The organism is Chitinophaga sp. W2I13 (assembly GCF_050434005.1).
GTDB lineage: Bacteria > Bacteroidota > Bacteroidia > Chitinophagales > Chitinophagaceae > Chitinophaga.
The window spans coordinates 2,126,868-2,149,704 of record NZ_JBNPWD010000001.1; the positions used below are offsets into that span (position 1 = coordinate 2,126,868).

The 22,837-nt window shown below is 44.8% G+C and carries 27 protein-coding genes and 1 tRNA gene; 16 read left to right on the forward strand and 12 right to left on the reverse strand.

Annotated features, from left to right (window positions below):
• Positions 1-116: 116 nt before the first annotated feature.
• Positions 117-944 (reverse strand): hypothetical protein, encoded by an 828-nt coding sequence (locus QFZ48_RS08550; RefSeq protein ID WP_429044024.1) that lies wholly within the window; start codon positions 942-944, stop codon positions 117-119.
• A 93-nt stretch (positions 945-1,037) separates the two neighbouring features.
• Positions 1,038-1,457 (reverse strand): cobalamin B12-binding domain-containing protein, encoded by a 420-nt coding sequence (locus tag QFZ48_RS08555; protein WP_429044021.1) that lies wholly within the window; start codon positions 1,455-1,457, stop codon positions 1,038-1,040.
• Positions 1,458-1,550: 93 nt separating this feature from the next.
• Here QFZ48_RS08555 and QFZ48_RS08560 point away from each other — a divergent pair, with 93 nt between their 5' ends.
• The 3 genes from QFZ48_RS08560 to vapC all read left to right on the forward strand — a co-directional run bounded on the left by QFZ48_RS08560 (position 1,551) and on the right by vapC (position 3,915).
• Positions 1,551-3,221 carry a glutamine--tRNA ligase/YqeY domain fusion protein gene (locus QFZ48_RS08560; protein ID WP_429044020.1) on the forward strand — a complete coding sequence of 557 codons (1,671 nt, stop codon included), beginning with the start codon at positions 1,551-1,553 and terminating at the stop codon, positions 3,219-3,221.
• A gap of 94 nt (positions 3,222-3,315) precedes the next feature.
• The gene (locus QFZ48_RS08565) at positions 3,316-3,510 is read left to right on the forward strand and encodes a type II toxin-antitoxin system VapB family antitoxin (protein ID WP_429044017.1); all 195 of its coding nucleotides are present in this window, start codon (positions 3,316-3,318) and stop codon (positions 3,508-3,510) included.
• Positions 3,511-3,546: 36 nt separating this feature from the next.
• Complete coding sequence (gene vapC / locus QFZ48_RS08570; protein WP_429061956.1) at positions 3,547-3,915, forward strand: type II toxin-antitoxin system VapC family toxin; 369 nt, start codon at positions 3,547-3,549, stop codon at positions 3,913-3,915.
• Positions 3,916-3,969: 54 nt separating this feature from the next.
• On the opposite strand, the gene QFZ48_RS08575 is transcribed toward vapC, so the two are convergent.
• Positions 3,970-4,107 carry a hypothetical protein gene (locus QFZ48_RS08575; RefSeq protein ID WP_429061957.1) on the reverse strand — a complete coding sequence of 46 codons (138 nt, stop codon included), beginning with the start codon at positions 4,105-4,107 and terminating at the stop codon, positions 3,970-3,972.
• Between the two features lies 1 nt (position 4,108).
• Complete coding sequence (gltX, locus tag QFZ48_RS08580; RefSeq protein ID WP_429061958.1) at positions 4,109-5,500, reverse strand: glutamate--tRNA ligase; 1,392 nt, start codon at positions 5,498-5,500, stop codon at positions 4,109-4,111.
• Positions 5,501-5,648: 148 nt separating this feature from the next.
• Here gltX and QFZ48_RS08585 point away from each other — a divergent pair, with 148 nt between their 5' ends.
• Complete coding sequence (locus QFZ48_RS08585; RefSeq protein WP_429044010.1) at positions 5,649-6,272, forward strand: polysaccharide deacetylase family protein; 624 nt, start codon at positions 5,649-5,651, stop codon at positions 6,270-6,272.
• Between the two features lie 45 nt (positions 6,273-6,317).
• On the opposite strand, the gene QFZ48_RS08590 is transcribed toward QFZ48_RS08585, so the two are convergent.
• The gene (locus QFZ48_RS08590; protein WP_429061960.1) at positions 6,318-7,232 is read right to left on the reverse strand and encodes a hypothetical protein; all 915 of its coding nucleotides are present in this window, start codon (positions 7,230-7,232) and stop codon (positions 6,318-6,320) included.
• A gap of 104 nt (positions 7,233-7,336) precedes the next feature.
• On the opposite strand from QFZ48_RS08590, the gene QFZ48_RS08595 reads away from it, so the two are divergent.
• From QFZ48_RS08595 to QFZ48_RS08615, 5 genes are all read left to right on the forward strand, one after another.
• The gene (locus QFZ48_RS08595; RefSeq protein WP_429061961.1) at positions 7,337-8,107 is read left to right on the forward strand and encodes a TatD family hydrolase; all 771 of its coding nucleotides are present in this window, start codon (positions 7,337-7,339) and stop codon (positions 8,105-8,107) included.
• Between the two features lie 41 nt (positions 8,108-8,148).
• Positions 8,149-9,186 (forward strand): asparaginase, encoded by a 1,038-nt coding sequence (locus tag QFZ48_RS08600; protein WP_429044004.1) that lies wholly within the window; start codon positions 8,149-8,151, stop codon positions 9,184-9,186.
• 144 nt (positions 9,187-9,330) lie between these two features.
• A complete protein-coding gene (gene aqpZ / locus QFZ48_RS08605; protein ID WP_370911196.1) occupies positions 9,331-10,023 on the forward strand; it encodes an aquaporin Z in 693 nt (230 codons plus the stop codon).
• A gap of 91 nt (positions 10,024-10,114) precedes the next feature.
• Positions 10,115-10,201 (forward strand) — tRNA-Ser (locus tag QFZ48_RS08610).
• Between the two features lie 269 nt (positions 10,202-10,470).
• Positions 10,471-11,403 (forward strand): FimB/Mfa2 family fimbrial subunit, encoded by a 933-nt coding sequence (locus QFZ48_RS08615; RefSeq protein WP_429061963.1) that lies wholly within the window; start codon positions 10,471-10,473, stop codon positions 11,401-11,403.
• Between the two features lie 182 nt (positions 11,404-11,585).
• On the opposite strand, the gene QFZ48_RS08620 is transcribed toward QFZ48_RS08615, so the two are convergent.
• The 6 genes from QFZ48_RS08620 to QFZ48_RS08645 all read right to left on the reverse strand — a co-directional run bounded on the left by QFZ48_RS08620 (position 11,586) and on the right by QFZ48_RS08645 (position 15,338).
• Positions 11,586-11,894, reverse strand: coding sequence for a DUF3817 domain-containing protein (locus tag QFZ48_RS08620; RefSeq protein WP_370911199.1), 309 nt, complete (start codon positions 11,892-11,894; stop codon positions 11,586-11,588).
• 2 nt (positions 11,895-11,896) lie between these two features.
• Entirely contained in the window at positions 11,897-12,361 is a 465-nt protein-coding gene (locus QFZ48_RS08625; protein WP_429061965.1) for a hypothetical protein, read from the reverse strand.
• A 54-nt stretch (positions 12,362-12,415) separates the two neighbouring features.
• Positions 12,416-13,333 carry a helix-turn-helix domain-containing protein gene (locus QFZ48_RS08630; protein WP_429061967.1) on the reverse strand — a complete coding sequence of 306 codons (918 nt, stop codon included), beginning with the start codon at positions 13,331-13,333 and terminating at the stop codon, positions 12,416-12,418.
• Positions 13,334-13,390: 57 nt separating this feature from the next.
• On the reverse strand, positions 13,391-13,942 hold the full coding sequence (locus tag QFZ48_RS08635) for a GNAT family N-acetyltransferase (protein WP_429061969.1): 552 nt from the start codon (positions 13,940-13,942) through the stop codon (positions 13,391-13,393).
• Positions 13,943-14,075: 133 nt separating this feature from the next.
• Positions 14,076-14,465: a type VI secretion system tube protein TssD gene (gene tssD, locus QFZ48_RS08640; RefSeq protein WP_079469761.1), complete on the reverse strand. Its 390-nt coding sequence runs from the start codon at positions 14,463-14,465 to the stop codon at positions 14,076-14,078.
• A gap of 180 nt (positions 14,466-14,645) precedes the next feature.
• Positions 14,646-15,338 (reverse strand): response regulator transcription factor, encoded by a 693-nt coding sequence (locus QFZ48_RS08645; protein WP_370911203.1) that lies wholly within the window; start codon positions 15,336-15,338, stop codon positions 14,646-14,648.
• A gap of 280 nt (positions 15,339-15,618) precedes the next feature.
• On the opposite strand from QFZ48_RS08645, the gene QFZ48_RS08650 reads away from it, so the two are divergent.
• The 5 genes from QFZ48_RS08650 (at position 15,619) to QFZ48_RS08670 (ending at position 19,429) form a co-directional block, all read left to right on the forward strand.
• Complete coding sequence (locus QFZ48_RS08650) at positions 15,619-16,197, forward strand: Crp/Fnr family transcriptional regulator (RefSeq protein WP_429043989.1); 579 nt, start codon at positions 15,619-15,621, stop codon at positions 16,195-16,197.
• 72 nt (positions 16,198-16,269) lie between these two features.
• Entirely contained in the window at positions 16,270-16,680 is a 411-nt protein-coding gene (locus QFZ48_RS08655; RefSeq protein WP_429061970.1) for an ester cyclase, read from the forward strand.
• Positions 16,681-17,329: 649 nt separating this feature from the next.
• Positions 17,330-18,214 (forward strand): AraC family transcriptional regulator, encoded by an 885-nt coding sequence (locus QFZ48_RS08660; RefSeq protein WP_429043984.1) that lies wholly within the window; start codon positions 17,330-17,332, stop codon positions 18,212-18,214.
• A gap of 340 nt (positions 18,215-18,554) precedes the next feature.
• Positions 18,555-19,154: a class I SAM-dependent methyltransferase gene (locus QFZ48_RS08665; protein WP_370911207.1), complete on the forward strand. Its 600-nt coding sequence runs from the start codon at positions 18,555-18,557 to the stop codon at positions 19,152-19,154.
• A 26-nt stretch (positions 19,155-19,180) separates the two neighbouring features.
• A complete protein-coding gene (locus QFZ48_RS08670; protein ID WP_429043982.1) occupies positions 19,181-19,429 on the forward strand; it encodes a hypothetical protein in 249 nt (82 codons plus the stop codon).
• Here the strand turns inward: QFZ48_RS08670 and QFZ48_RS08675 are convergent, their stop codons facing one another.
• Positions 19,430-20,047, reverse strand: coding sequence for a redoxin domain-containing protein (locus tag QFZ48_RS08675; protein ID WP_370911209.1), 618 nt, complete (start codon positions 20,045-20,047; stop codon positions 19,430-19,432).
• A gap of 360 nt (positions 20,048-20,407) precedes the next feature.
• Here QFZ48_RS08675 and QFZ48_RS08680 point away from each other — a divergent pair, with 360 nt between their 5' ends.
• Together QFZ48_RS08680 and QFZ48_RS08685 are read left to right on the forward strand one after the other, a co-directional pair.
• Positions 20,408-21,316, forward strand: coding sequence for a bestrophin family protein (locus QFZ48_RS08680; RefSeq protein ID WP_429061971.1), 909 nt, complete (start codon positions 20,408-20,410; stop codon positions 21,314-21,316).
• Between the two features lie 54 nt (positions 21,317-21,370).
• A complete protein-coding gene (locus QFZ48_RS08685) occupies positions 21,371-22,834 on the forward strand; it encodes a DUF3375 domain-containing protein (RefSeq protein WP_429043976.1) in 1,464 nt (487 codons plus the stop codon).
• Positions 22,835-22,837 lie beyond the last annotated feature (3 nt).

Below are 22,837 nucleotides of genomic sequence, written 5' to 3' on the forward strand. Positions count from 1 at the left end.
AACGAATCAGCCCGATAGCCGCCTCCCCTCATTTTGGTGATAACCGCTATCGACAAAAAAAACCGGAACCAATTTTACAATTAGTTCCGGTTTGCTAAAAATAGCGGATATATTTCTTAATAGTTCACTTCAAACTCTGCTTTGCCATTTTTCATCTTCATATAGTGTCTTTTCTTCTTTACTTTAAAATAATCGATACCGCTGAAGTTATAATTGAGCGTAACGAACATCATATTTGCTTCTAAGTTTTTATATGGATAAACGGAATTACCGTCTTTATCTTTTGTTTTAAAGTCTTTGTTAAAGAAATTCTGCGGGTAGTATTGCACTTTCAGTCCGAAGCCGGGGTTAATGCGGAACCCGGCAAAAAAGGAGGGCATCAGCAGCGGTGTACGGTCGCTGAACCATTCATTGAACTTATGGACTTTATCACCATCTACAAATTGTTTCTCTTTATAATTAACGGCCAGGTCTATTTCTCCACCGGCAAAAAAGAAGAAGCTGCCGGAAGTCACATCACCTATCTTTATCCCCAGCGGAACACCAAGGGTATACACCCGCTGTTTAAGCTTCAGAGAGTCGGTAGGTTTGGAGATCAGACCAATATTTTTGATATTGATGCCCGTAAAAACTCCAAAGTTTTTAGAGAAGTCTTTATTAAAGTTAGAGCCAACATTAAGAAAGAGGGTAAACCGGGGGATGTTGCGCAGGTGCTCCCCGTTTTCTTTCATAGAAGCAAAGGACAGCAGGGGGCCGTCGCCACCGTGGGTTACGTATACCCCTTCCCGGTGTTTGGGATATTTTCCGAAAATGATGGAAAAAACGGTTTTCCCGGTAGTAGTATCGGGGGCAGCAGCATTGGCTGAATCTTTTTTCTCCTGGGCAAATACATTACAACACAACATCAACAGTAACAGGAATAACGGGCACAACTTACATTTCATAAAAACGGGTGTTATGGTTTTTAGATATTTGGTGGACTATTTCCATTAAAGACGACCCGGTTTAGAAAATGTTACGGCAACAGGGAAATATTTTTAAAAATTCCTATGACTGGCCACCCAGCTGGTGATATACTCGGAAATATCTTTGGTGTTGGTGCCGGGAGGGAACAGTTTTCCTACCCCCATTTCCTGCAGTGTTTCCATATCGGCATCGGGGATAATGCCGCCACCGGTCAGCAGTACGTCGTTCATACCCTTTTCCTTCATCTGGGCAATGATCTTGGGGAATACGGTCATATGGGCGCCGGAGAGGATACTGATACCAATAGCATCCACGTCTTCCTGCAGGGCTGCATTCACCACCATTTCCGGGGTTTGGCGTAAACCGGTATATATTACCTCCATTCCGGCATCCCGCAGTGCTGCCGCAATTACTTTTGCGCCCCTGTCGTGGCCATCCAGGCCTACTTTAGCTACCAATACACGAACAGGACGATTTAACGGGTTGACCATACCATTATCATATTAAGGAAGTAAATGTACGAAAAAGCAGAAAGCTTAAGCTCTCGGCTTTTTTGTACATTTGCCGTCCAAGATAAAATCATTATGAGCGAAGAAAGATCCCTCAATTTTATAGAACAAATTGTTGAAGAAGACATAGCGAACGGCGTTAATGACGGAAGGGTACTGACCCGTTTTCCGCCAGAACCTAATGGCTACCTGCATATAGGTCATGCCAAATCCATTGTGCTGAACTTTGGACTGGCCCAGAAATACAATGGAAAAACCAATCTCCGCTTCGATGATACCAACCCGGTAACAGAAGATACTGAATACGTGGATTCCATTAAAGAGGATATCCGCTGGCTGGGATTTGAGTGGGAAAAGGAATTGTATGCCTCCGACTATTTTGAACAACTTTACGCATTTGCCGTAAAAATGATAGAAAAAGGACTGGCCTATGTAGAAGATGCCAGTGCCGATGAAATTGCCGCAGCCAAAGGTACCCCCACCGTACCCGGTACGCCCACGCCGGCCAGAAGTCGCTCTGCAGCGGAAAACCTGGACCTGTTTGAGCGGATGCGCAAAGGCGAATTCAAAGACGGGGAAAAAACACTCCGCGCCAAAGGAGACCTGGCTTCCCCCAATATGCACATGCGCGACCCGCTCATGTATCGCATTAAACATGCCCATCACCATCGTACCGGCGACAAATGGTGCATCTACCCGATGTATGATTTTGCGCACGGACAGAGCGATAGCATCGAACATATTACCCATTCCATCTGTACGCTGGAGTTCATCCCGCACCGCCCGCTGTACGACTGGTTCATCAAAGAACTGGAGATCTTCCCCAGCCGCCAGTACGAGTTTGCGCGTTTAAACCTCACCTATACGGTGATGAGTAAACGAAAACTGAAACAACTGGTGGAAGAAGGTCACGTAAGCGGATGGGACGATCCCCGCATGCCTACCATCAGTGGTCTGCGCCGCCGCGGCTACACCGCCGCCAGCATCCGCCAGCTCTGCGAACGCGTAGGTGTACAGAAACGTGACAACATGATTGAACTCGGCCTGCTGGAATTCTGTATCCGCGAAGAGCTGAACAGAACCGCCAACCGCGTAATGGCAGTGCTGGACCCGGTAAAGCTGGTGATCACCAATTACCCGGAAGGACAGGTAGAAGAAATGGCTGCCGATAATAACCCGGAAGATGAAAACGCTGGCTCCCGCACGCTGCCTTTCAGCAATACCCTGTACATTGAGCGGGAAGACTTCATGGAGGCGCCTCCTAAAAAGTTCTTCCGCCTCGGTCCCGGCCTGATGGTACGACTGAAAAATGCCTATATCATCAAAGGCGAAAGCTTTGAGAAAGATGCCGATGGCAATATCACTACCATTTACGCCACATACCTGCCCGAAAGCAAAAGTGGCGGCGACCAGAGCGGCTTAACCGTTAAAGGTACCATTCACTGGGTAAGCGCAGCACATGCCGCTACCGCTGAAGTGCGGATCTACGACCGCCTGTTTACCGCGGAAAATCCACAGGCAGAGGAAGCCGACTTCAAAACGCTCATCAACCCGGATTCGCTGCACATCATCAAACAGGCGTATGTGGAACCAGGACTGCTGCAGGCTGCCCCGGGTGAACGATTCCAGTTCCTGCGCAAAGGCTACTTTGTGGTGGATAAAGACAGCACGCCGGAAAAAATAGTGTTCAACCGGACCGTAACGCTGAAAGATGCCTGGGCAAAAGAAAACGCCAAAGGGAAATAAATATTTTTAAAAAAAAAGTGAAGGCCGGGCAGTTACTGTCCGGCCTTTTTATGTGTATAATTATATGTATTTTTATTTACAGTAAATCACTTATATGTCCAAAACTAATATAGACTTAGACGATAAGCTGATCAAAGAAGCGATGAAGCTTAACAAGGGTAAAACCAAAGAGGAAGTGGTAAACGAGGCGCTGAGGAAGTATATCTTAGGTATGAATCAGCGTAAATTTTTAGATCTGAAGGGAAAGATTGAATGGGATGGAGATTTAAACGAAATGCGAGGTAAATAATGCGACCACTACTCTTCGACACATCCGTTTGGATTGATGCTTTACGGCGGAAGGAAACACCACACCAACCTGTTAACTCATTACATCGATAATGATTTTGAAATTCCGCTTATTCCCATTGTTGTTCAGGAATGCCTGCAAGGAATAAGAGATGATAACCAGCATCAGAAAGTAAAGGAAACATTCCGCCGTTTTACAAGACTGGAAATAGCGCCTATAGCAGCCGCTATAGGCCCCTCCTCCTTATTCCCTTCACTCCGCAAAAAAGGTATTACCATTCGCAAAAGCAACGATTGCGTAATTGCTTTTTATGCCATGAGCTTTGATCTGGAAGTGGTGCACAACGACAGCGACTTTGAGCTGATCAGCACGCACTCGGAATTAAAAACATGGAAAAATAAATGAAGGCTAAGCGACTCACGTCGCTTAGCCTTCATTTATTTGAAACTACTAACAATTCTACTTAAACGCTGCCAGTCCCTTTGCAATCCTGTTACGGGTTTCCGCTACACCGAGCGTGGCCACGATATCAAATACAGGAGGGCCGAATTTACCGCCGGTCAGCATAATGCGGAACGGCAGTTGTACATCTCCCATTTTAAGATTCTTTTTCAGCAGCCAGCGCTTTGAAGGCAGTTTCCAAATCGGCTGCTGCAGCAGCAGATAACGATTCCAGCTGTTCAGACCAGGTATGGAAAAATGCTTCTTTATCTGCATTCCATTTTGGTTTTACAGCAGCTTCATCATAGCTGTCAGGGCTTTGGAAGAAGAAAAATCCGTGATCCCATATTTCATTCACAAAATAGCAGCGCTCCTTTACCAGGCCAGCAACGGTAGCCACATAAGCAGGATCGGCGGTAACACCTTTTTCATCCAGCACCGGCTGGAACAAGGCTGCCAGGCTTTCATTGTCTTTGTGGTGAATATACTGGTGGTTAAACCATTTGGCTTTTTCAAAATCGAATTTAGCACCCGCCTTATGCACGCGCTCCAGGGAGAACTTTTGGATCAACTCCTCCAGGGAGAAAATTTCCTGTTCGGTACCATCATTCCAGCCCAGCATCACCAGCATATTAATAAATGCTTCCGGCAGGAAACCGCGTTCACGGAAGCCTTTCGTTACTTCTTTACTCACAGGATCTGTCCAGTTCATGGCGTATACGGGGAAGCCTAAACGATCGCCGTCACGTTTGCTCAGTTTACCATTGCCATCCGGTTTCAGGATCAGTGGAAGATGCGCCCATTGCGGCATATCCGCTTCCCAACCCAGGAATTTCCAAAGCAGGAGATGTACCGGCGCCGAAGGCAGCCATTCTTCTCCGCGGAAGGCATGGGTTATTTTCATGAGATAATCGTCCACTACCACAGCAAGGTGATAGGTAGGCATACCATCTGCTTTCAGCAAAACTTTATCATCTACCTGCGAAGTATGGAAGGTAACTTCTCCGCGAACCAGGTCGGTAAAAGTAACTTCTTCATTGGCAGGCATATTTATACGGATAACATGTGGCGTATCCTTCGCCAGCAGGTCCTGTACTTCAGCATCGGAGAGCGTAAGGGAATTACGCATTTTGGCCCTTACAATATGGTTGTATTGCGGAGAAGGATTCTCCGGCGTTTTCAGGCGCTCACGCATACTTTCCAGTTCTTCGGGGGTATCGAAGGCGTAGTATGCATGGCCGGCTTTTACCAGCTGTTCCGCATATTGACGGTATAAGTGCTTGCGCTCACTCTGACGGTAAGGAGCAAACGGTCCGCCTGCTTCCGGGCTTTCATCAGGAATAAGGCCACACCAACGCAAACATTCATTGATATACTCTTCCGCGCCGGGAACGTAACGGGTTTGGTCTGTATCTTCTATACGCAGCACAAAATCGCCGTTATGCTGCTTTGCAAACAAATAGTTGAACAATACAGTGCGTACACCTCCAAGATGTAAGCCACCAGTAGGACTGGGCGCAAAACGCACTCTTACTTTTTTGTGATCCATAGGCCGCAAAGATAAGGATTTAGCTTTTAGGTGGAAGTTATTGCCAGGGAGATAATTGGGAGATTAAAATTTTTTAATACGAAGCCCTGCTAACAGACATTAAGTATATTGCAATACTAAAGCTCATCGCTAAAAAGCCAAAGGCTATATGTTCTATCTTACTAAAACTCCCGGCATCCTGAAAGCCTTATACAAAAGCTGTGTCTGGAATCTGTCCCCAGCAGGGAATAAGGTATATCTTACTTTTGATGATGGTCCGCATCCGCAGGCAACGCCCTTTGTGCTCGAGCAACTGGCAAAGTTCAATGCCAAAGCTACTTTTTTCTGTATAGGAAAAAATGTACTGGAGCATCCCGCTATCTATCAGCAGATACTGGAAGCAGGGCATACTACCGGCAATCATACCCAAAACCATTTGAACGGATGGAAAACCAATACCGGAAAATATATTGAGAATGTGCTGGAAGCAGCAAAATATATTGCCTCTCCATTGTTCAGACCTCCCTATGGCAGGATCACTCCCTTCCAGATCCGTCAGATCAGGAATAAGATACCGGGCGCTAAAATTATTATGTGGGACATCCTCAGTGGCGATTTTGATACGCAAATCAACGGGGAAGCCTGTGTGCAGAATGTAGTATTCAAGTTGCAGCCGGGATCTATTGTGGTTTTTCACGACAGCGCCAAAGCCTGGGACCGGCTGGAGTATGCGCTGCCACGGGTACTGGAGTATTGCAGGAAGCAAAAATTTGAAGTAGCCGCTATACTATAATAACTGTTGCTGATAAACTCATTTATCAGCAACAGTCAAGAGGTTTTATAATTTAATCTCTTTGGTTTTATCTCCCACAGTAATCGTAATGGGATCGGTACATTTACCATTACCATAATCAATTACCCCGGTTACTTTATCAAATTCAACCTTCAGTTTTCCTTTAACGAAGTGCTGGCAGTCAAATATTTTCACCAGTGCTTCCTGTGTTGTAAAAGTGGCCGTAACACCAATTACAGGTCCTTTTTCATAAGAAATGCTGGCTGTTCCCTCCACGGTAAACACATCATCAGAAGGATTTAACAACGGTGTTACCGGGTCAAAACCTGCTGTTTGCTTAATGGTTTTCTTACTGGCGTAGTTGATTACAATGGTATCGCTGAGCGTTACTTTTCCGTTAGTTAACTCGGTGGTATACTGGATACCGGTTGTTGCGCTGTAGCTCACGCCACTGATGGTAAAGCGGCCTTCTACTGATTTTCCATTGAGTTTATAACCAACCGGCTCCACCAGGATGATTGAAGCAGGATTAAATAACGGACCGCTGAAAGTAACATTCAATATGCCGCTGCGGAATACGCCATACCTGTCGAGGCACGATTCCCCAAAATCAATCTTTACTTTTTTGGGCCACTGGTCGGGATTGGTGGCATCCATTAGTTCCGCTACCGGGCAGGAAGTGGAGGCCGTATTGGCCAATGCATTGTTTACGTTATCTGCCTTGCGGGCGGTAAACAAACCCTGCGTAATAGCTACTTCCGCCACTGTTTCAAACAGTCCGCTGTACATAGCACTGGCAGCCGCCTCGTGTTGCGAAGCAGCAATGGTATTGTTATCTGATTGGTTATTCGGTGCTGTATCTGTGGTTACTTCCTTCTTACAGGCAAAGAAAATGGTGACTACCGCCACGCTGGTGAAGGTCCACGCCAGCACACGATTGGTACTGAAATAGCTTTTCATAGTTTAGGTTTTATTAGCAATTAGGTTTTTCGGTCTTTACCTTTACAGAAATAAAGATACCGTTTAAATATTAAAGAAATTACAAATTTAATAAAATAATTATTATGCTTTGGATGGATACCCACACGCACCTTTATTCTGAAGAATTTGAGGCCGACCGGGACGAAATGATAGCGCGGGCCATAGCAGCGGGGGTAGATAAACTGTTGTTGCCGAATATAGACGAGAGTTCCATTGAAGGGATGCTGGCGCTGGAAGCCAGGTATCCCGATCATATTTATGCCATGATGGGAATACACCCCTGTTATGTAAAGGAAGCCGTAGATGAGCAACTGGACCTGGTAAGAGCCTGGTTACAGCAGCGGCCTTTCCGGGCGATCGGGGAAATAGGACTGGATTTTTACTGGGATAAATCCCTGCTCATTCAGCAATACAAGGCTTTCCAGGAGCAACTGATGCTGGCGCGGGAGTATGGGTTGCCCGTATCCATTCACAGCCGGGAAGCTACACGGGAATGTATCAATGAAGTAAAGGCATTGCAGGATGGCCGTTTAAGCGGTGTTTTTCACTGTTTTTCAGGCACCCTGGAAGAAGCTAAGGAAATCATTGACCTGGGCTTTTACCTGGGCATAGGCGGGGTAGTTACCTTCAAGAAGTCCGGTTTGGATAAGCTGCTGGAAGAAATAGACGTGGCGCATATCGTGATGGAAACAGATGCACCCTATCTGGCGCCGGTTCCTTATCGCGGTAAACGCAATGAAAGTGCTTACCTCCCGCTGGCAGGTGAAAAGGTGGCAGATATAAAAAATCTAAAAATAGCAGACGTTGCAGCTATAACAAGCAGCAATGCCCGGAAATTATTCAAAATGCTCTAACTGTTTAGTGAATACCTTTGCAGGCAATGGCTACTAGCACAATGAGTAAAATTCTGATAATTTACACGGGCGGTACTGTAGGTATGATCTACGACGATAAAACCAAAGCACTGCGCCCGATCGGCTTCAATGAAATAAGAAATAATTTACCGGAACTATACCGGATGGGCATCGATTTTTATGTGTACGCATTTAATCCGCCTATTGATTCATCAGACATGCAGCCGGAGATATGGGTGGAACTGGCCAGTATAATTGAAGACCGGTACGACCGGTACGATGGTTTTGTAATTCTGCACGGATCCGATACAATGGCCTTCACGGCGTCCGCCCTGAGCTTCATGCTGGAAAACCTGTCGAAGCCCGTTATCTTAACCGGCTCCCAGCTTCCCATCGGGAAAATACGTACAGATGCCAAAGAGAACATCATTACAGCGATGGAAATAGCCTGCAGCAGGCATAATGGCACTGCCATCTCTATGGTACCTGAAGTATGTATTTACTTTGACTTCTCCCTGTTCAGAGGCAACCGTTCCAAAAAATATAATGCGGAAAAATTTGAGGCCTTCTATACCATGAACTATCCTCAGCTTGCGGAAGCCGGCATTGATATTAAATTCAAGCATCAGTTTATTTTACCGCCGCCTACACAACCACTGAAGGTGCATAAGGAACTGGAAACAAATATCACCGTACTGAAATTATTCCCGGGCATTACCAGGAGAGCTGTAGAAGCCACACTGGGTGTATCCGGTTTGAAAGGTGTGATCATGGAAACCTTTGGCAGTGGCAACACCAACACACAGCCCTGGTTTATTGAGAGCATAAAAAAAGTGATTGATCATGGCGCCATTGTAGTAGACATTACCCAGTGTGATGGCGGCTCTGTGGAGTTAGGCAAATATGAAACCAGTCAGCATTTAGTGGAAATTGGTGTAGTGAGCGGGCATGATATGACCTTTGAAGCAGCAGTCACCAAACTGATGTTCGTATTGGGTCAGGGCCTCTCTGTAGAAGATGCAAAGACAATGCTGGAAACATCCCTGCGGGGCGAACTAACGCCAATCGAAGTATACTAAATACCTTTTTAACGGAAGCTATTACAAGCGGGAGATACATTCAGTTGTACTTTCGCTTTTTTTTATTTTGAATATTTAAGGTAATTTTAACCATCACCAAATTCTCTTCCCCTATTTTCTATTCACCACAAAATTCATTATTCTATGGGAGTTTCCTTATCACAGAAATGCATTGCTGAATTCTTCGGCACTTTTGTCCTGGTATTTATGGGTTGCGGCAGTGCCGTGTTAGCCGGTACGCACGTAGGGTTTCTGGGTATCGCTTTTGCATTTGGTTTATCAGTAGTAACCATGGCGTACGCTGTAGGCCACATCTCCGGATGTCACTTGAATCCGGCTATTACTATTTCCCTGTGGTCTACAGGCAAAATATCCGGCAAAGATGCGGGCGGATATATTGTAGCACAGATCATCGGAGGTATTGTTGCTGCTGCTCTCCTGTATTTTATTGCACAGGGAAAAGCAGATTACAGTCTTGCTGCTAATGGCCTTGGCGCCAATGGTGTGGAAGATGGCTCACCAGACCATTATTCACTGATCAGTGGATTGATTGCTGAAATCGTTCTTACCGCCATTTTCCTGGTGGTAGTTCATGGCAGCACTAGTAAAAACAACGGCAACAGCGCATTTGCCGGACTGGCAATAGGCCTCTGCCTCACCATGATCCATATTGTAGGCATCCCGGTTACAGGGGTATCTGTGAACCCCGCAAGGAGCATCGGACCGGCTCTGTTTGTTGGTGGCGCCGCCCTTTCCCATTTGTGGGTGTTCCTCGTAGGACCCATTGTAGGCGGGCTTTTAGGCGGAGGAATATGGAAGCTGTACGATAAGAATTAAACTTTTTTTTGAAATATAAACTAAAGGATTATCTTTGCAACCCTGAATTGGAAAATCAACCCTTCCTTTGTATTCAGGCAAAGATAATCACGGAGAAGTGCAGGAGTGGTTGAACTGGCACGCCTGGAAAGTGTGTATAGGTGAAAGCCTATCAAGGGTTCGAATCCCTTCTTCTCCGCAAGCTTTAAAGCTCTGGTAACGCAAGTTATCAGGGCTTTTTTGTTTTGCTTATCTACTTAAAAATAGCGCTGTAATTTCGTGTGGGATATTCCATTTTTTCTAAAATGGAAAGTATCTTTAGACTTCCACAATAAGATATTCCTTTATTTGAAGAAAAAGTATAATTAGTCATTGTTTTAACGAGAGTTGTGAACCCATAATCCATACAATCTATTATTTGTCAAAATTTTCAACCCTTATATTTAAATTCTCAAACACATTTTATCTATGAAAAAAAAATGGCTAATAGCGTTATCGCTAAGTGTACTGTTTTATGCCTGTAGCAAAAACAACACCAATGAAAGACCAGACACCCGTCAGGTACAAATTCCATTCAAAGTAAGCGTTGCTGAGTTTATAAAAAAAGTGCAGCAGCTACCCAGCGCTTCCGGCAGAATGGCTCCTTCGTCAATTTTTGCAAAAGATTCAACGCTTAATACAGCGGTTTCTGATATTTACTTTTTTGCCTTTAAAAATAATGGAGACAGAATTAGTTATATACATCAAAGATCCACCGATGCGGATTTTGGCGTTATTTCAGATTCATTACCAAGTGGAGAATGTACAATAGCCCTGATTGCTTCCAGTGATTCTCTGATAATAAGTGATGAATTACGTAACGCTGGTATAAATCTTAATGCAGATTATAACAACAATACTATATTAGCTGCGTTCCCGGATATCTTTTACAAAAAGATGCAAATTACAGTTGGACCCGACACTACCGCAAACAACTTCAGTTTATCTCTGGAACGCATCATGGCTTCTTTGGAAGTAAATATTACAGATGCTCCTGCTATCAGAGCTGATTCAAATATAACCGTCAACGTAAGATCTGAAAACACCTATTTTGAGATTTTTTCGGCCTGGGCATATACAGGGATTCCTATGCAACTGAAAATTCCCCAAAGAACTCAGCAATTATTTAGCGAACTGATTATGAATACAAGTGAAGAAATCAGGATAGATATCAATTATCCAGACAAAGTAACAAATACGATGTTAACTAAAACAATTGGCCCTATTACACTTACTAAAAATACAAAAACAATACTGACTGGTAGTTTATATCCCGCAATACCACCGGTAACTAATGTCAATAGTGGATTCAGTGTTAGTATTAATAATATATGGAATCCAGCTCAGACAATTGATTTTTAATCTGTTTACTACAACTATTCAGTGCAAAATCTTCTGAACAAGCTTTAAAGCGCTGGTAGCTTAAGTTGCCAGCGCTTTAAGGCTTTTATCCCAAAAAGTTTTTCGTCGAAACAAACCTGTTGTCTTGCAGCTACGAACTAACTTCGGCAATCAAGCCCGGCTAGCTTCATCCCTCATAGTTCTCACGCCATCATCCGCGACAAAATAACCCGGTCCACATAAAACGTTCCGAAAGGAATAATACACGCCAGTAAAACTTTCCAGGTAGTTGTACTGAATTTCCACTTATAGGCAATTCCTACGCTCAGGGTATTCAGGATAAAGAACAGGAATAATATTCCGTGCACGGGGCCTATTGCCTTTACCAGGGAAGCATCATGATATACATACTTCAGCGGTACTGCCACTCCAATCAGTATCAGCAGGGAAATCCCTTCTAAAAAGGCGATCAGCCGCAATCTTCCTATTTTTGTATTAAAGAACTTCAGCATAGTTAAAATGGTCTTATATATGGCCGGTTCGCCAGCGGTGAGAACGGCCACGGTATTGCAATGAAAATAATAATAAGTGCGAGGGAAAACCAAATGGTCATTGTACGGAACCTGCCTGCATCGGTATTTTGCCGTTTGGCTACCGATGAACCAATAGTTATAAAAACAATGGCGATGGTCATCAGCACAATATGTATTAACCCGAAAAACAGGAAATCAAATTGCCGGATAGCCTCATGATAATGAGACCTGAAATAAGCCACCACCGGGCTGTTAAAGTACAGGATATAACCAATCGCCAGCTGGATATGTGCAATGGTGGCGGTACCATGTCTTACCAGATCATCCTGCCGGGTAAATACTTCTTTGCGGCTCCATCCGCGTATGCCACGGTATACAGCGTATAAAAGGCTTAGTACTACTGCCCAGCGGAATAATGAATGTATGAATAACAAAAAGAAATACATGCCCGCAAAGCTCTGACTAAAAGCAACGGGCTGTTAGGACAAATAAGGGTTGTTTTAGGACAATTCAATCTTCCTGCGGAAATCAGTAGGGGTAATACCTTCATACTTTTTAAAGAGCCGGGTGAAGTACGACTGATCCCCGAAACCCACTTCCCCCGCTACTTCGCTGATGGTGAGATCACTTTGACTTAACAATACTTTTGCTTCCAGCACGATGGCCTCGTCGATCCACCGCGCAGGTGATTTACCGGTAACCGCTTTCACTGATTTGTTTAAATGATTGGGGGAAATATTCAGCAGGGATGCATAATCCGTTACCAGGTGCCGCGACCGGACATTGGTAAATACCAGCTCCTTAAAACGATTGGTGGTATTGACGGCTGCCGTTTGATGACTGCCCGTCAGCGGCTTGTAAAGCAGCTTTACTTCGCATAGTAATGTGATCAGGTATGGCTGGATAATTTCCAGGTGCTGCAGCCCGTTCCGGCTGTAATCAAATAACAGGCGTTTGAAAAGATGTACCACAAACCCCGCGGTTTGCCTGTCGAGACTGATCCTTGGATTGCCCCATACCCTTAAAAAATCAAATGCTCTCAGCGGCTCTTGTGTATTGTATTTGCCGGTAAGGATATCAGTATGGAAATTACACAGATATCCCTTGTTCACCTCCCCGCTTTTAAAGGAAAAAACCTGTCCCGCCGGTACAAACAACATTTCATTTTTGTGGATGGTATACAATTCACTGCCAATTTTTATACTTGCTTCTCCACTGGTAATAAACAGGCAGCTATGGTTGGTAGACCTGGAAGCCGGTACTGACTGCGTTACCAGCCGGTACATCTCTTCCACTTTCACTATAAAAAACTTATCAAAATCGGGTCTTAAGATGTTATCAAGCTCCTTCTTAGGTTGCATAAACCTGGCAGTAAATGAACCAGGACCATATACCCTTATTCCCTTTCTCGCTGGCATGATCAATTTTCTTTTACCCTGAAGGTAAAAAATTATGCGCTTCCCGGCAGGCCCATATTATGCGGGCCTGGCGAGGGAGTAACACAACAGCCCCGTCAGATCATCTTCCTTTTCCAGTTCTTCTCTCAATGCGTGATCGATTTCAAAGTGATGACGTTCGAGGAGCTTAATGGATTTTTCATTTTTGTCAGCGGGGAGAGCTGCAATTTTTTGAAGATGCAATTGCTCAAATCCCAACTTTATGACCACCGGTATCACTTCCTGCATAATGCCTTTTCCAAAGAAGGCAGAGCGAAGCTCGTAGCCAATTTCAGCCCGGCCGGATTCAGGTACTATGTTCCAGCAACAGATAGTGCCAACGAGTTGGTTACTTTCTTTGCCGGTAATTATCCAGTACAGCGATTTGTTGGCAGCGATGCCTGCCTGTAGCTTTTCAATAAACTGCCGCGCCTCTGCTACCGTAGTGGTGGCAGCCCGGTTCAGGAACTGGTTCACACGCGGGTCCGACCTGAGAGCGGCAATGGCTTCATCATCACTCAAGGCAGGAGCCCTCAAAATAAATCGTTCGGAAACGAGCGTCGGAAAGGGGTTAAAATTAAGTACCAGCATACAGTTAAAATAATCATTATTCAGTTGCTATACTTATCAACAGGCATATCTTTTTAGATATACAGCTACAACCCGCATGTAACAGGTGTTCGTGCGGGTTGTTCTTTTTTAAAAAGATGTACAACGGCTAGCGCTATGCAGGCCAGGGATTCTGGTAAGTGGAGTTATTTAATTTCACCTCCCTCGATGACAAGGTCAGCTGTATTTGCAGGGGTTGCTCATTGGCGGAATTAAACGTCTCTTCGTATTCTACGCAATAGGCGTCTGTAAACTTCAGCTCTTTGAGCCTCGACATGGAATCCCGCCGGAAAAAGGTGATACTGCCGTTTTTCGTCTGGGTGTTGGAAATCATCCAGTCAAACAAACTGGTTTCACCGGCAGACTCGATCAGCAGGTTAATAGTGCCTCCTTTGGGGCGGGCGGCAGGTTTCCCGTTATGATCTGTATTTTGGGTAAATGAAAACCTGCATTCCAGGATGTTCATTTCTTCCCCGTCGATGTTGAGAACAGCTTTAAAAGACATAATTAATCTGGTTAACAGGTCCGTTGCAAGGCACAACAGACAGGCACAAAAATATGGTATACAGAATGAAAATACACATTTCTGTTTACATGCCGAAAAATTGAGGGTTATTTTTGAAGGAAGCCAATGGATCCCGCAGGGATGGCCCTTCCAGCCAGTTGTTGATATACGGTTTAATAACTATATAAGATCAAATGCCTGGGCAAAACTGGTCAGGTCGTAGCTCGACTGTGCCCCGATCTTCGCTTTGATATTTCGCCGGTGTGTAACGGCGGTCTTTTCGGAGATCCCCGCCTTTTCGGCAATTTCACTGGCGCTGAGTCCGAGGGCCAGCAGCCGCAGGATTTCCTTTTCCCTTTTGGTAAGGGAAGCAAAAATATGCTGGTTACGGCGCAGGAAGTTATTTTCTTCCAGCAGGCGGTTTACCTTGCTGGTAACGTGATGCAGCGGATCAATGGGAATGGCGCAGGTAATAACGTGTGTGGGAAGCCCTCCGGCATCCCGCATAAATACCCGCGTAGAGCCCAGATGCCAGGTCCAGTCCCGCGATGCAGTGGTTCGTACCTGCTGGAAAAAGGTGACCGTTATATTGGCTTCCGCCGGTGCGTCCAGCATGTTGATGATCTTTGGCAGGTAATCCGCTACATCGTGTGGGTTAAAGAAGGTGTCGTAATACCCGGCGCCCATTTCCCGTAAAGCCTCCAGCGTAATATCGAGTTCCCGGCAGCCCCGTGGCGACATATACTCCACGTAGCTCTTTACCACATTCATTACAATTACCACTACCGGAAGCTCCTGATCAATGGCCCTTAAAGCGTTCAGCTTCTCTTCCAGCCCTGATCCGTCATTATTAAATGCAGCGTGCTCAATCATGTACCTGATATAAAATCGTGTATAGGAATCCTCTGTGATGTTGGTTGACTACTTACTTCAGTGCTCTTTCGGCAACAAATGTAGTGAAAATAAGAAAGGGTCCCTCACAAAGAAGAGACCCTTTTTTGGGGATAGAAAATACGGTGATTGACTAAATCAGGTGGATGACTTTATATAGAATAATGTGAAATCAGATTATTTTCACAAAGATATGTTAAAGCTAAAGGGAAACAAATACCTACATGTGAGTATTTTTAAAAAAATAAATGACCTTCCTGTCATGAAAGCCAGTCCGGAACATTTCCTCCAAAGCCTTTCGCACATTGCTCCCCTCAGCGATGAAGCAAGGGAACTATTTGCAACACATACTACTTCACAAATAGTAAAAAAGGGTGACTATTTACTGCGTGAAGGACAACGCTGCCAACACATATGGCTCATTGAAACCGGTGCCTGCAGAGCCTTTCAACATCACAATGAAAAAGAGATCAATACCGGCTTCTACTTTGAAAATACATTCCTCACTAACCTGAACAGCCTGCGAAACAACGTTCCAGCCGATTACAATATACAAGCTATTGAAGCCGGCACCATATGGAAATGGCATAAGGACAATCTGTTTTCACTCTATCAGCAATCATCCGAAATCACCGCCTTTGGCCGCCAGTGGCTGGAACACCTGTTCATTGAACAGGAAAAACATAACCAATGGCTTAAAAGACACAATCCCGAAGAACGATACCAGTCCATACTAACTACGCAACCCGAACTCCTGCAACGTGTATCTCTTACACAACTCAGCTCTTATCTCGGCATCTCGCGGGAAACCCTCAGCCGCATCCGCCGCCGCCTGCCCTGAACCCATTATGTGACGTTTGACACAATTGCTTTATAGCAGGCCTTCTACCTTTACGGTATAAAACTAACGGTCATGACTATACAAGAACAGAAAGATTTCATCGGACACTACATTGCCACTATCTGGAACCTCGGCGATACCAGCCGTTTGGAGCAATTCCTGCATCCCGATTATGTGGATCATTCATTGCCGCCTGCGCTGCCCGGCAATGCTACCGGCCTGAAACAATGGATTGCATTAACGCATGAATCCTTCCACCCCAAAACCATTATAGAAGAACAGGTAGCCGAACCCGGGAAGTGTATCATAAAAGTAACCATGCGCATGAAACACATTGGACTATGGCGGGGAATAAGTCCTACCGGCTTAACAGTAAGCATTCCTGGCTATCGTTGCTTTCGATTGCAGGATAACCGGATCGCGGAGCACTGGGGTTTAATAGATGGAAATGCACTTGAAAGAAAACTTGCCCCAAAGTCTTAAGGACTCCGTATGCCCGTACCCGTTATAACCGTTTACTAAGAATGGAGCTTGGTCGCCTGCCGCAGGGGGACAAGCCCCTGCCGGAAAGCAACACCATTGGTAAAACTGAGTAATAAAACGTGAAAGTGGAACGGAAAAATGCAACAGTCCATCTGTAAAAAGATCCGTATTAATACAGTAAGCAATAAAAATCCAGGTGTTACGGCCGGCTATGTTCCCTTCCGGAACCATTGTAAAATCAACTATCCGCGCATCCGGATCGTTGATTTCAACAGCCAGCTCCTTCCGGTAATATTCGTCCTCCCCCTTACAACGCCACGCCGGCCATAAACACCTGGAAATAATATTATTCTTCTCCCTGGAAATGTTTCTATACAAAAATGCCTTTTATTCACACATCTGCTTAATACTTTTTTATCTTTTAATTATACTTTGATAATCAAATTCATGATAAAATAAGTGTAATAATAACACCTATATACTCAAATCGCCCGGCAGTTAATACTATAAGGAAAAAAGTAAAAATTGTATTTTACGCCCGATAACCTTATTTTTATAATGCTTTTTTAGCAACCAGGTCATAAAAATCAACAACCAGTACTTACATTCCACGTCAGGATTCCGGTGTGTTATAAAAACTGCGCTCATTATGAAGAGTAAATTATTAAGGGAAATCACTCCTCTTACGCAAAGTGATTGCTTTACGTTGTTTGCCCGTGAGAAAAAAGTGTTCGATTTCCCGTTGCATTACCACGACGAATTTGAATTAAACTTTATCCAGTATGCCAGTGGGGCCAAACGGATCATCGGGGATCATATTGAAGAGATAAGCGACCTTGAGCTGGTACTGGTAGGGCCCAACCTGCAACATGGCTGGTTTGCCAATAACCATGAAGGCGGCAGCGTTAAGGAAATCACCATCCAGTTCCACCGCGATCTGTTTGATGATAAATTCCTGCAGCGCAACCAGATGAATTTCATCAAAAACATGTTTGAACGTTCTCTGCGGGGAATCCTCTTTTCTGCCGAAACCACCCAGCAGATCATGCACCGCCTGATCCGGTTGCCGCAACAGCAAGGCTTCGATTCCGTCCTGGAACTGATGTCTATTTTGCACGACCTGTCTATCAGCCGGAATATGCGCATCCTGTCTGATTCCACTTTCGGCAACACGGAAACCTTCTCCTACAATAGCCGCCGCGTGGAAAAGATCATGACTTACCTGAATGCCAATTACGATAAAAATATTTCACTGGGGGAAGCCGCCAGGCTCGCTGCCATGACGGAGGTGGCCTTCAGCCGCTTTTTCAAGGCCAAAATCGGTAAAACCTTTGTGGATACCCTCATAGAAATCAGGCTGGGACACGCTTCCCGGCTATTAATAGAAACCACACACACGGTAAATGAAATCGCCTATAAGTGCGGTTTTAATAATATCTCCAACTTCAACCGCATCTTTAAAAAGAAAAAAGATTGTACACCCAAGGAATTCAGGCTGGCCTATACTTCTTCAGGGACGCGGACTTTCGTTTAACGCGGATTTTGTCTTGGCTCAGGATTACGCTGATTTTACTGATTACCTGGATTTTTACTTTTGGATTTTTAGATTATAATATAATAACTAAGGGAGATAAGAGCGAATATCCGCTTCTATCTCCCTTAATCCTTTATAAATCAAAGTAAAAATCCAGGTAATCAGTAAAATCAGCGTAATCCTGAGCCAAGACAAAATCCGCTTAGCAGGTAAATTGTAATAGCGACATTTAAAAAAAAAGGTATTACTGGCCACTGTACCGGTTTATATGCCCCGTTTTGCATATATATAAGGGTTAAATCCTCCAAAAATGCCGGTAAAAGCGTAACTTTGCGGCTTCATGCAGACTTCTACTTTATTAAAGCCTAATTGCTACGTAAATGATGCCGGGTTTGACTGGTTGTATCCTGAAAAAATACAGCAACTATCAAGAAGGCACTGGACGCCACTCAGTATCGCTAAAGCAGCGGCCCGTTTCCTCGCAAATGAACCAGGGAAAAAAATTCTGGACATCGGCAGCGGTGTCGGAAAATTTTGCCTGGTAGGCGCCCGCTTTTACCCGGGAACCAATTTTTACGGCATTGAGCAACGGGAAGAGCTTTATCAGCACGCACTTGAAGCAAAGGCTGCCACGCAAATCAGGAATGTGAGCTTTATTCACGGCAATTTTACGCAGGAGGATTTTTCTGCGTATGACGGTTTTTACTTCTATAATTCTTTCTTTGAAAACCTGGTAGATCAGGATCAGATAGATAACAACGTAGAATATTCAACAAGTTTATATAATTATTACAGCCGCTTTTTATTTAAAAAACTGGAAAGCAGTGCAAGCGGTACAAGACTCGTAACATACCACAGTCTTGAAGATGAAGTACCTCCCTGTTATCAGATGGTGGATGCTTCTACGGATTTAATGCTAAAAATGTGGATCAGAAGATAGGACTAAGTAATACAAAAATTAATACAATGACTGCAGACGAACATGCTTTAGAGACCATAGCACAATTAGGCGCCATAACAGATTACCAGCAGGCTGACCAGTTACTGGAAACCATAAAAAAGGAACATGCTGCTTTATATAAAGAAATCTTCACCTCCCTCCAGGAAAAAATAGAAAGTTTGTCACCATTGGAATGTAACAGCTTACAATGGAGCATTTACCGGTATGCCTTGATGCACATACGTAAATGCACGGCATTGGAACCAGCCTGCTAATCAGGCGCTGATAGCCAGCTTTTTGCCAATGGCAGCCACCACGGCTTCCGGCGAAAATTCTTCCTGCAAATACAGGTCAACAAAATCGTAACTGATTTCCAGTGAAGGCGCAATAAGATATGCCGCCGGCACAGGTACGTCTGCATTAACACCGGAAACAAAGCCCCAGATCGGGTCTGATTCCCTGTAAATGCCTGCTTTCCTGGCTATGCGGAACTGTGCGTCGTGCACTACATCAAATGGCAACACCTCCGGATAAACCGATGTAAACTGCTTCTTATCCTCGCTGGACAATACCAGCAAACGGGCGCCGGCAGCCACTATGGCCGCATGGCTTTCTTTCAATCGTTCCATCAGCTGATCAGCGTAATTGTTCCAATGCCAGGAATAAAACACCACTACCAGCGGCTGCAAAGTAAGACTGTGCAATGATGCGCCGGAATGGGCATTATTCAGCAGCGGACCAGCATTGATCACACGCGCTTCTTCAATAAAAAATTCAGGAAAAAAGCTGCCTGATTTTAACGGGTTAATTTTTTCCCTGTTCCTCACAGGGCTGGGGAAGTTTTCCGGTGTGGGCTGCGGTAAGTAATCGGCGTATCTATACAATGATGACATATTAAAGGCTTTTATAATGGCTGATAAAATGGCCGCTGTTATAGGTTTGGTGAATATCTTTTGCTTTCGTAAAACAAAGATAGGGAGAATATTTTAATTACCCTACTATTCCTATAGACTATTAGTATTATAAATTCTAAATAACTGGTTCCTAATAACTTTGAGAGGAAAATATTTTTCCGGGAGATGAAAACAGGGGTATTTAAGTCCGGCGCCAAACATTCAAAGCGTGTACCCGTTATTGTTATAAAGTTATAGCAACCAGGGGCGCCCGTCTTTAAAAAAAAAGATAAAAACGTGCCAGGATAAACCCGGATGACATAATTTACAGCGAAGCCATAAAAGAATAAATATTGACATATGCTGCTGAAACACAGACTATCACTCGGCCAGATCTTTTCCTTTACCTGGAAGGTAGACCTTATGCTGCTGGGATGTTGTACCCTGGTATATTTTCTCGACTCACGCTGGCTGGCAGCACATATTAACATCCCTATAGCCGTATCTACCGTACTGGGTACCGCCATCGCCTTCTTTATCGGCTTCAATAACAACCAGGCTTACGACCGCTGGTGGGAAGCCCGTAAAATATGGGGCGCACTGGTAAACGACTCCCGCACCTGGAGCCGGTCCATGCTCAACTATCCCTCCCCGGACGCTACGCCCGAAACCAAAGCCCTCATCCGTCACATGATTTACCGGCACCTCGCCTTTATTTATGCGCTCAAAACCGTTCTCCGCAAACGGCCCGACGACTACTACACCCGCTACCTTACCACAGAAGAAATTGAAGAAGTACAAAAACAAAGTAATATCCCCAATGCCATCCTGAACTTGCAGACCCGCGACCTCCAGCAACTCCGGGCCTCCGGCAGCATCGATGGCTTCACTTTTATAGAACTGAACCAGATCCTGGTAAAACACTGCGACTGCATGGGCCAGTCGGAACGGATCAGGAACACCGTATTCCCTCCCAGTTATGTATATTTTACGCAGATGTTTATTTGGTTTTACGTTATCATGAATACACTGATGATGACGGAATCCATCGGCGCATGGGCCATTCCTTTCGGATGGATGTTCGGCTTCGTATTCCATGTAACCCACCTGAACGGCATCACCCTCATGGACCCGTTTGATTTTCAGCCACTCGCTATTCCGCTCGACAGCATCGCCCGGACCATTGAAATCAACGTTATCCAGCTGCTGGGAGATGAACCGGTACCTGCCCCGGTATTGCCGCGACAGGAAGGTTTGTACGTAATGTAAGCCCATAGCGAAACGTATTTACTTTGTAATACGTAATTCCTTATTTTTACACCTATGACGTATGACCAATTATGTAATCTATATGCCCAGTCAGTTACCCTCAAGATACTACGGGCACGTAGCGCGCCAATGATGTTGTCATTTTTTCATTACACATTCAAGGAAAAAAATCATACTACCATTTCCAATGTGGAACTGGTAACCCGCTTGTCCGACTACCTCGGCGTAACCGGCTACCGGGCCGCAGATGATGAAATAGACGCTACCAGCCTGCTGGAACACGACGATGTGAAGGCCAGGAAATATATCGATCAATGGAGCAATAAAGGCTTCCTCCGCAAATATCCCGATGACGACGGACTGGATATCCATGAGCTGAGCAGCGACATGGAAAAAGTGATGCACTGGGTATCTACTCTCCAGAAAAGAGAATTTGTTGGCACGGAAAGCCGCTTCAAAGATATCTTCTCCAAACTCAAAGAACTGATTGACCAGAGCAATAAAGACCCGGAACAAAGGATCCAGGAACTGGAGAGAAAGAAATATGAAATAGAACAGGAAATAAAGGCGATCACCATCACCGGTAAAGTTCAGGTGTTTGATGATACCCAGATAAAGGAAAGATTTTACGACGTCAACCGCATGTCGCGGGAACTCCTGAGTGATTTCAAAGAAGTGGAACAAAACTTTGAACAGATCACCCAGGAAATTTATCGCAAACAAAGCGAAAAAGATATCGCGAAAGGCGCCCTGCTGGCGTATACCCTCGACTCCTTCGAAGCGCTCCGCCAGAAAGACCAGGGGAAAAGCTTCTACTCCTTCTGGCAGTTCCTCATGGATGAAAACAAACAGGAGGAAATGCGGGAGCTGATCGAAAAACTTTATCTCCTCCTGGAAGACCGGAACATCGAATATAAAAATGACCGCTTCTTAAAAAAACTCAAACAATTCCTTCATGCCTCCGGCAAAAAGGTAATTGATGCCAATAAAAAACTGAGCGATAAACTCAGCCGCGTGCTCAGCGAAAATAATCTTACGGATCACCGCAAAGCAATGGAGCTTATCAACGATATCCGGCAGCTGGCGTTCCAATCGCTCGAGAACCCACCAGGGGAAGAATTTTTTATAGAGATAGAAAGCGATCCAGAAATAGACCTCCTCGACCGCTGGGATATGGCGGAAGAGAAGAAACCCAACGTTGAAGTGGAATTCCCCGAAGGAATGGGTGGTACCGAATTTGACGACAACGACCTGAACGCATTATTTAACCATTTTAATATAGACCGCGCCCTGCTGGAAGACCGCATTTCCGCACAACTGCAAAATAAAAAGCAGGTAAGCCTGAAAGAACTGGTAGAAATTTATGGCGCCGAAAAAGGGCTCACTGAACTCATTACCTATTTTTCCATCGCGAGCCAGTCGGCACACCATATCATCCTGGAAACCCCGGACCCGGTGATGCTGGGCAGCCGCACCATCAATATGCCGATGGTGCTGTTCACAAATTCACAAAACTAATAT

Excerpts from the sequence above, each read along its gene's own strand:
- QFZ48_RS08680 (WP_429061971.1), top strand. The coding sequence starts at position 20,408 with ATGCTGCTGAAACACAGACTATCACTCGGCCAGATCTTTTCCTTTACC.
- QFZ48_RS08585 (WP_429044010.1), top strand. The coding sequence starts at position 5,649 with ATGTTCTATCTTACTAAAACTCCCGGCATCCTGAAAGCCTTATACAAA.
- QFZ48_RS08555 (WP_429044021.1), bottom strand. The coding sequence starts at position 1,457 with ATGGTCAACCCGTTAAATCGTCCTGTTCGTGTATTGGTAGCTAAAGTA.
- aqpZ (WP_370911196.1), top strand. The coding sequence starts at position 9,331 with ATGGGAGTTTCCTTATCACAGAAATGCATTGCTGAATTCTTCGGCACT.
- QFZ48_RS08575 (WP_429061957.1), bottom strand. The coding sequence starts at position 4,107 with ATGGGAGATGTACAACTGCCGTTCCGCATTATGCTGACCGGCGGTAAA.
- QFZ48_RS08670 (WP_429043982.1), top strand. The coding sequence starts at position 19,181 with ATGACTGCAGACGAACATGCTTTAGAGACCATAGCACAATTAGGCGCC.
- tssD (WP_079469761.1), bottom strand. The coding sequence starts at position 14,465 with ATGTCTTTTAAAGCTGTTCTCAACATCGACGGGGAAGAAATGAACATC.
- QFZ48_RS08625 (WP_429061965.1), bottom strand. The coding sequence starts at position 12,361 with ATGTATTTCTTTTTGTTATTCATACATTCATTATTCCGCTGGGCAGTA.
- QFZ48_RS08645 (WP_370911203.1), bottom strand. The coding sequence starts at position 15,338 with ATGATTGAGCACGCTGCATTTAATAATGACGGATCAGGGCTGGAAGAG.
- QFZ48_RS08650 (WP_429043989.1), top strand. The coding sequence starts at position 15,619 with ATGAAAGCCAGTCCGGAACATTTCCTCCAAAGCCTTTCGCACATTGCT.
- QFZ48_RS08550 (WP_429044024.1), bottom strand. The coding sequence starts at position 944 with ATGAAATGTAAGTTGTGCCCGTTATTCCTGTTACTGTTGATGTTGTGT.
- QFZ48_RS08565 (WP_429044017.1), top strand. The coding sequence starts at position 3,316 with ATGTCCAAAACTAATATAGACTTAGACGATAAGCTGATCAAAGAAGCG.
- QFZ48_RS08635 (WP_429061969.1), bottom strand. The coding sequence starts at position 13,942 with ATGCTGGTACTTAATTTTAACCCCTTTCCGACGCTCGTTTCCGAACGA.
- QFZ48_RS08660 (WP_429043984.1), top strand. The coding sequence starts at position 17,330 with ATGAAGAGTAAATTATTAAGGGAAATCACTCCTCTTACGCAAAGTGAT.
- QFZ48_RS08600 (WP_429044004.1), top strand. The coding sequence starts at position 8,149 with ATGAGTAAAATTCTGATAATTTACACGGGCGGTACTGTAGGTATGATC.
- QFZ48_RS08560 (WP_429044020.1), top strand. The coding sequence starts at position 1,551 with ATGAGCGAAGAAAGATCCCTCAATTTTATAGAACAAATTGTTGAAGAA.
- QFZ48_RS08665 (WP_370911207.1), top strand. The coding sequence starts at position 18,555 with ATGCAGACTTCTACTTTATTAAAGCCTAATTGCTACGTAAATGATGCC.
- gltX (WP_429061958.1), bottom strand. The coding sequence starts at position 5,500 with ATGGATCACAAAAAAGTAAGAGTGCGTTTTGCGCCCAGTCCTACTGGT.
- QFZ48_RS08685 (WP_429043976.1), top strand. The coding sequence starts at position 21,371 with ATGACGTATGACCAATTATGTAATCTATATGCCCAGTCAGTTACCCTC.
- QFZ48_RS08595 (WP_429061961.1), top strand. The coding sequence starts at position 7,337 with ATGCTTTGGATGGATACCCACACGCACCTTTATTCTGAAGAATTTGAG.
- QFZ48_RS08630 (WP_429061967.1), bottom strand. The coding sequence starts at position 13,333 with ATGCCAGCGAGAAAGGGAATAAGGGTATATGGTCCTGGTTCATTTACT.
- QFZ48_RS08620 (WP_370911199.1), bottom strand. The coding sequence starts at position 11,894 with ATGCTGAAGTTCTTTAATACAAAAATAGGAAGATTGCGGCTGATCGCC.
- QFZ48_RS08655 (WP_429061970.1), top strand. The coding sequence starts at position 16,270 with ATGACTATACAAGAACAGAAAGATTTCATCGGACACTACATTGCCACT.
- QFZ48_RS08675 (WP_370911209.1), bottom strand. The coding sequence starts at position 20,047 with ATGTCATCATTGTATAGATACGCCGATTACTTACCGCAGCCCACACCG.
- QFZ48_RS08590 (WP_429061960.1), bottom strand. The coding sequence starts at position 7,232 with ATGAAAAGCTATTTCAGTACCAATCGTGTGCTGGCGTGGACCTTCACC.
- QFZ48_RS08615 (WP_429061963.1), top strand. The coding sequence starts at position 10,471 with ATGAAAAAAAAATGGCTAATAGCGTTATCGCTAAGTGTACTGTTTTAT.
- vapC (WP_429061956.1), top strand. The coding sequence starts at position 3,547 with ATGCTTTACGGCGGAAGGAAACACCACACCAACCTGTTAACTCATTAC.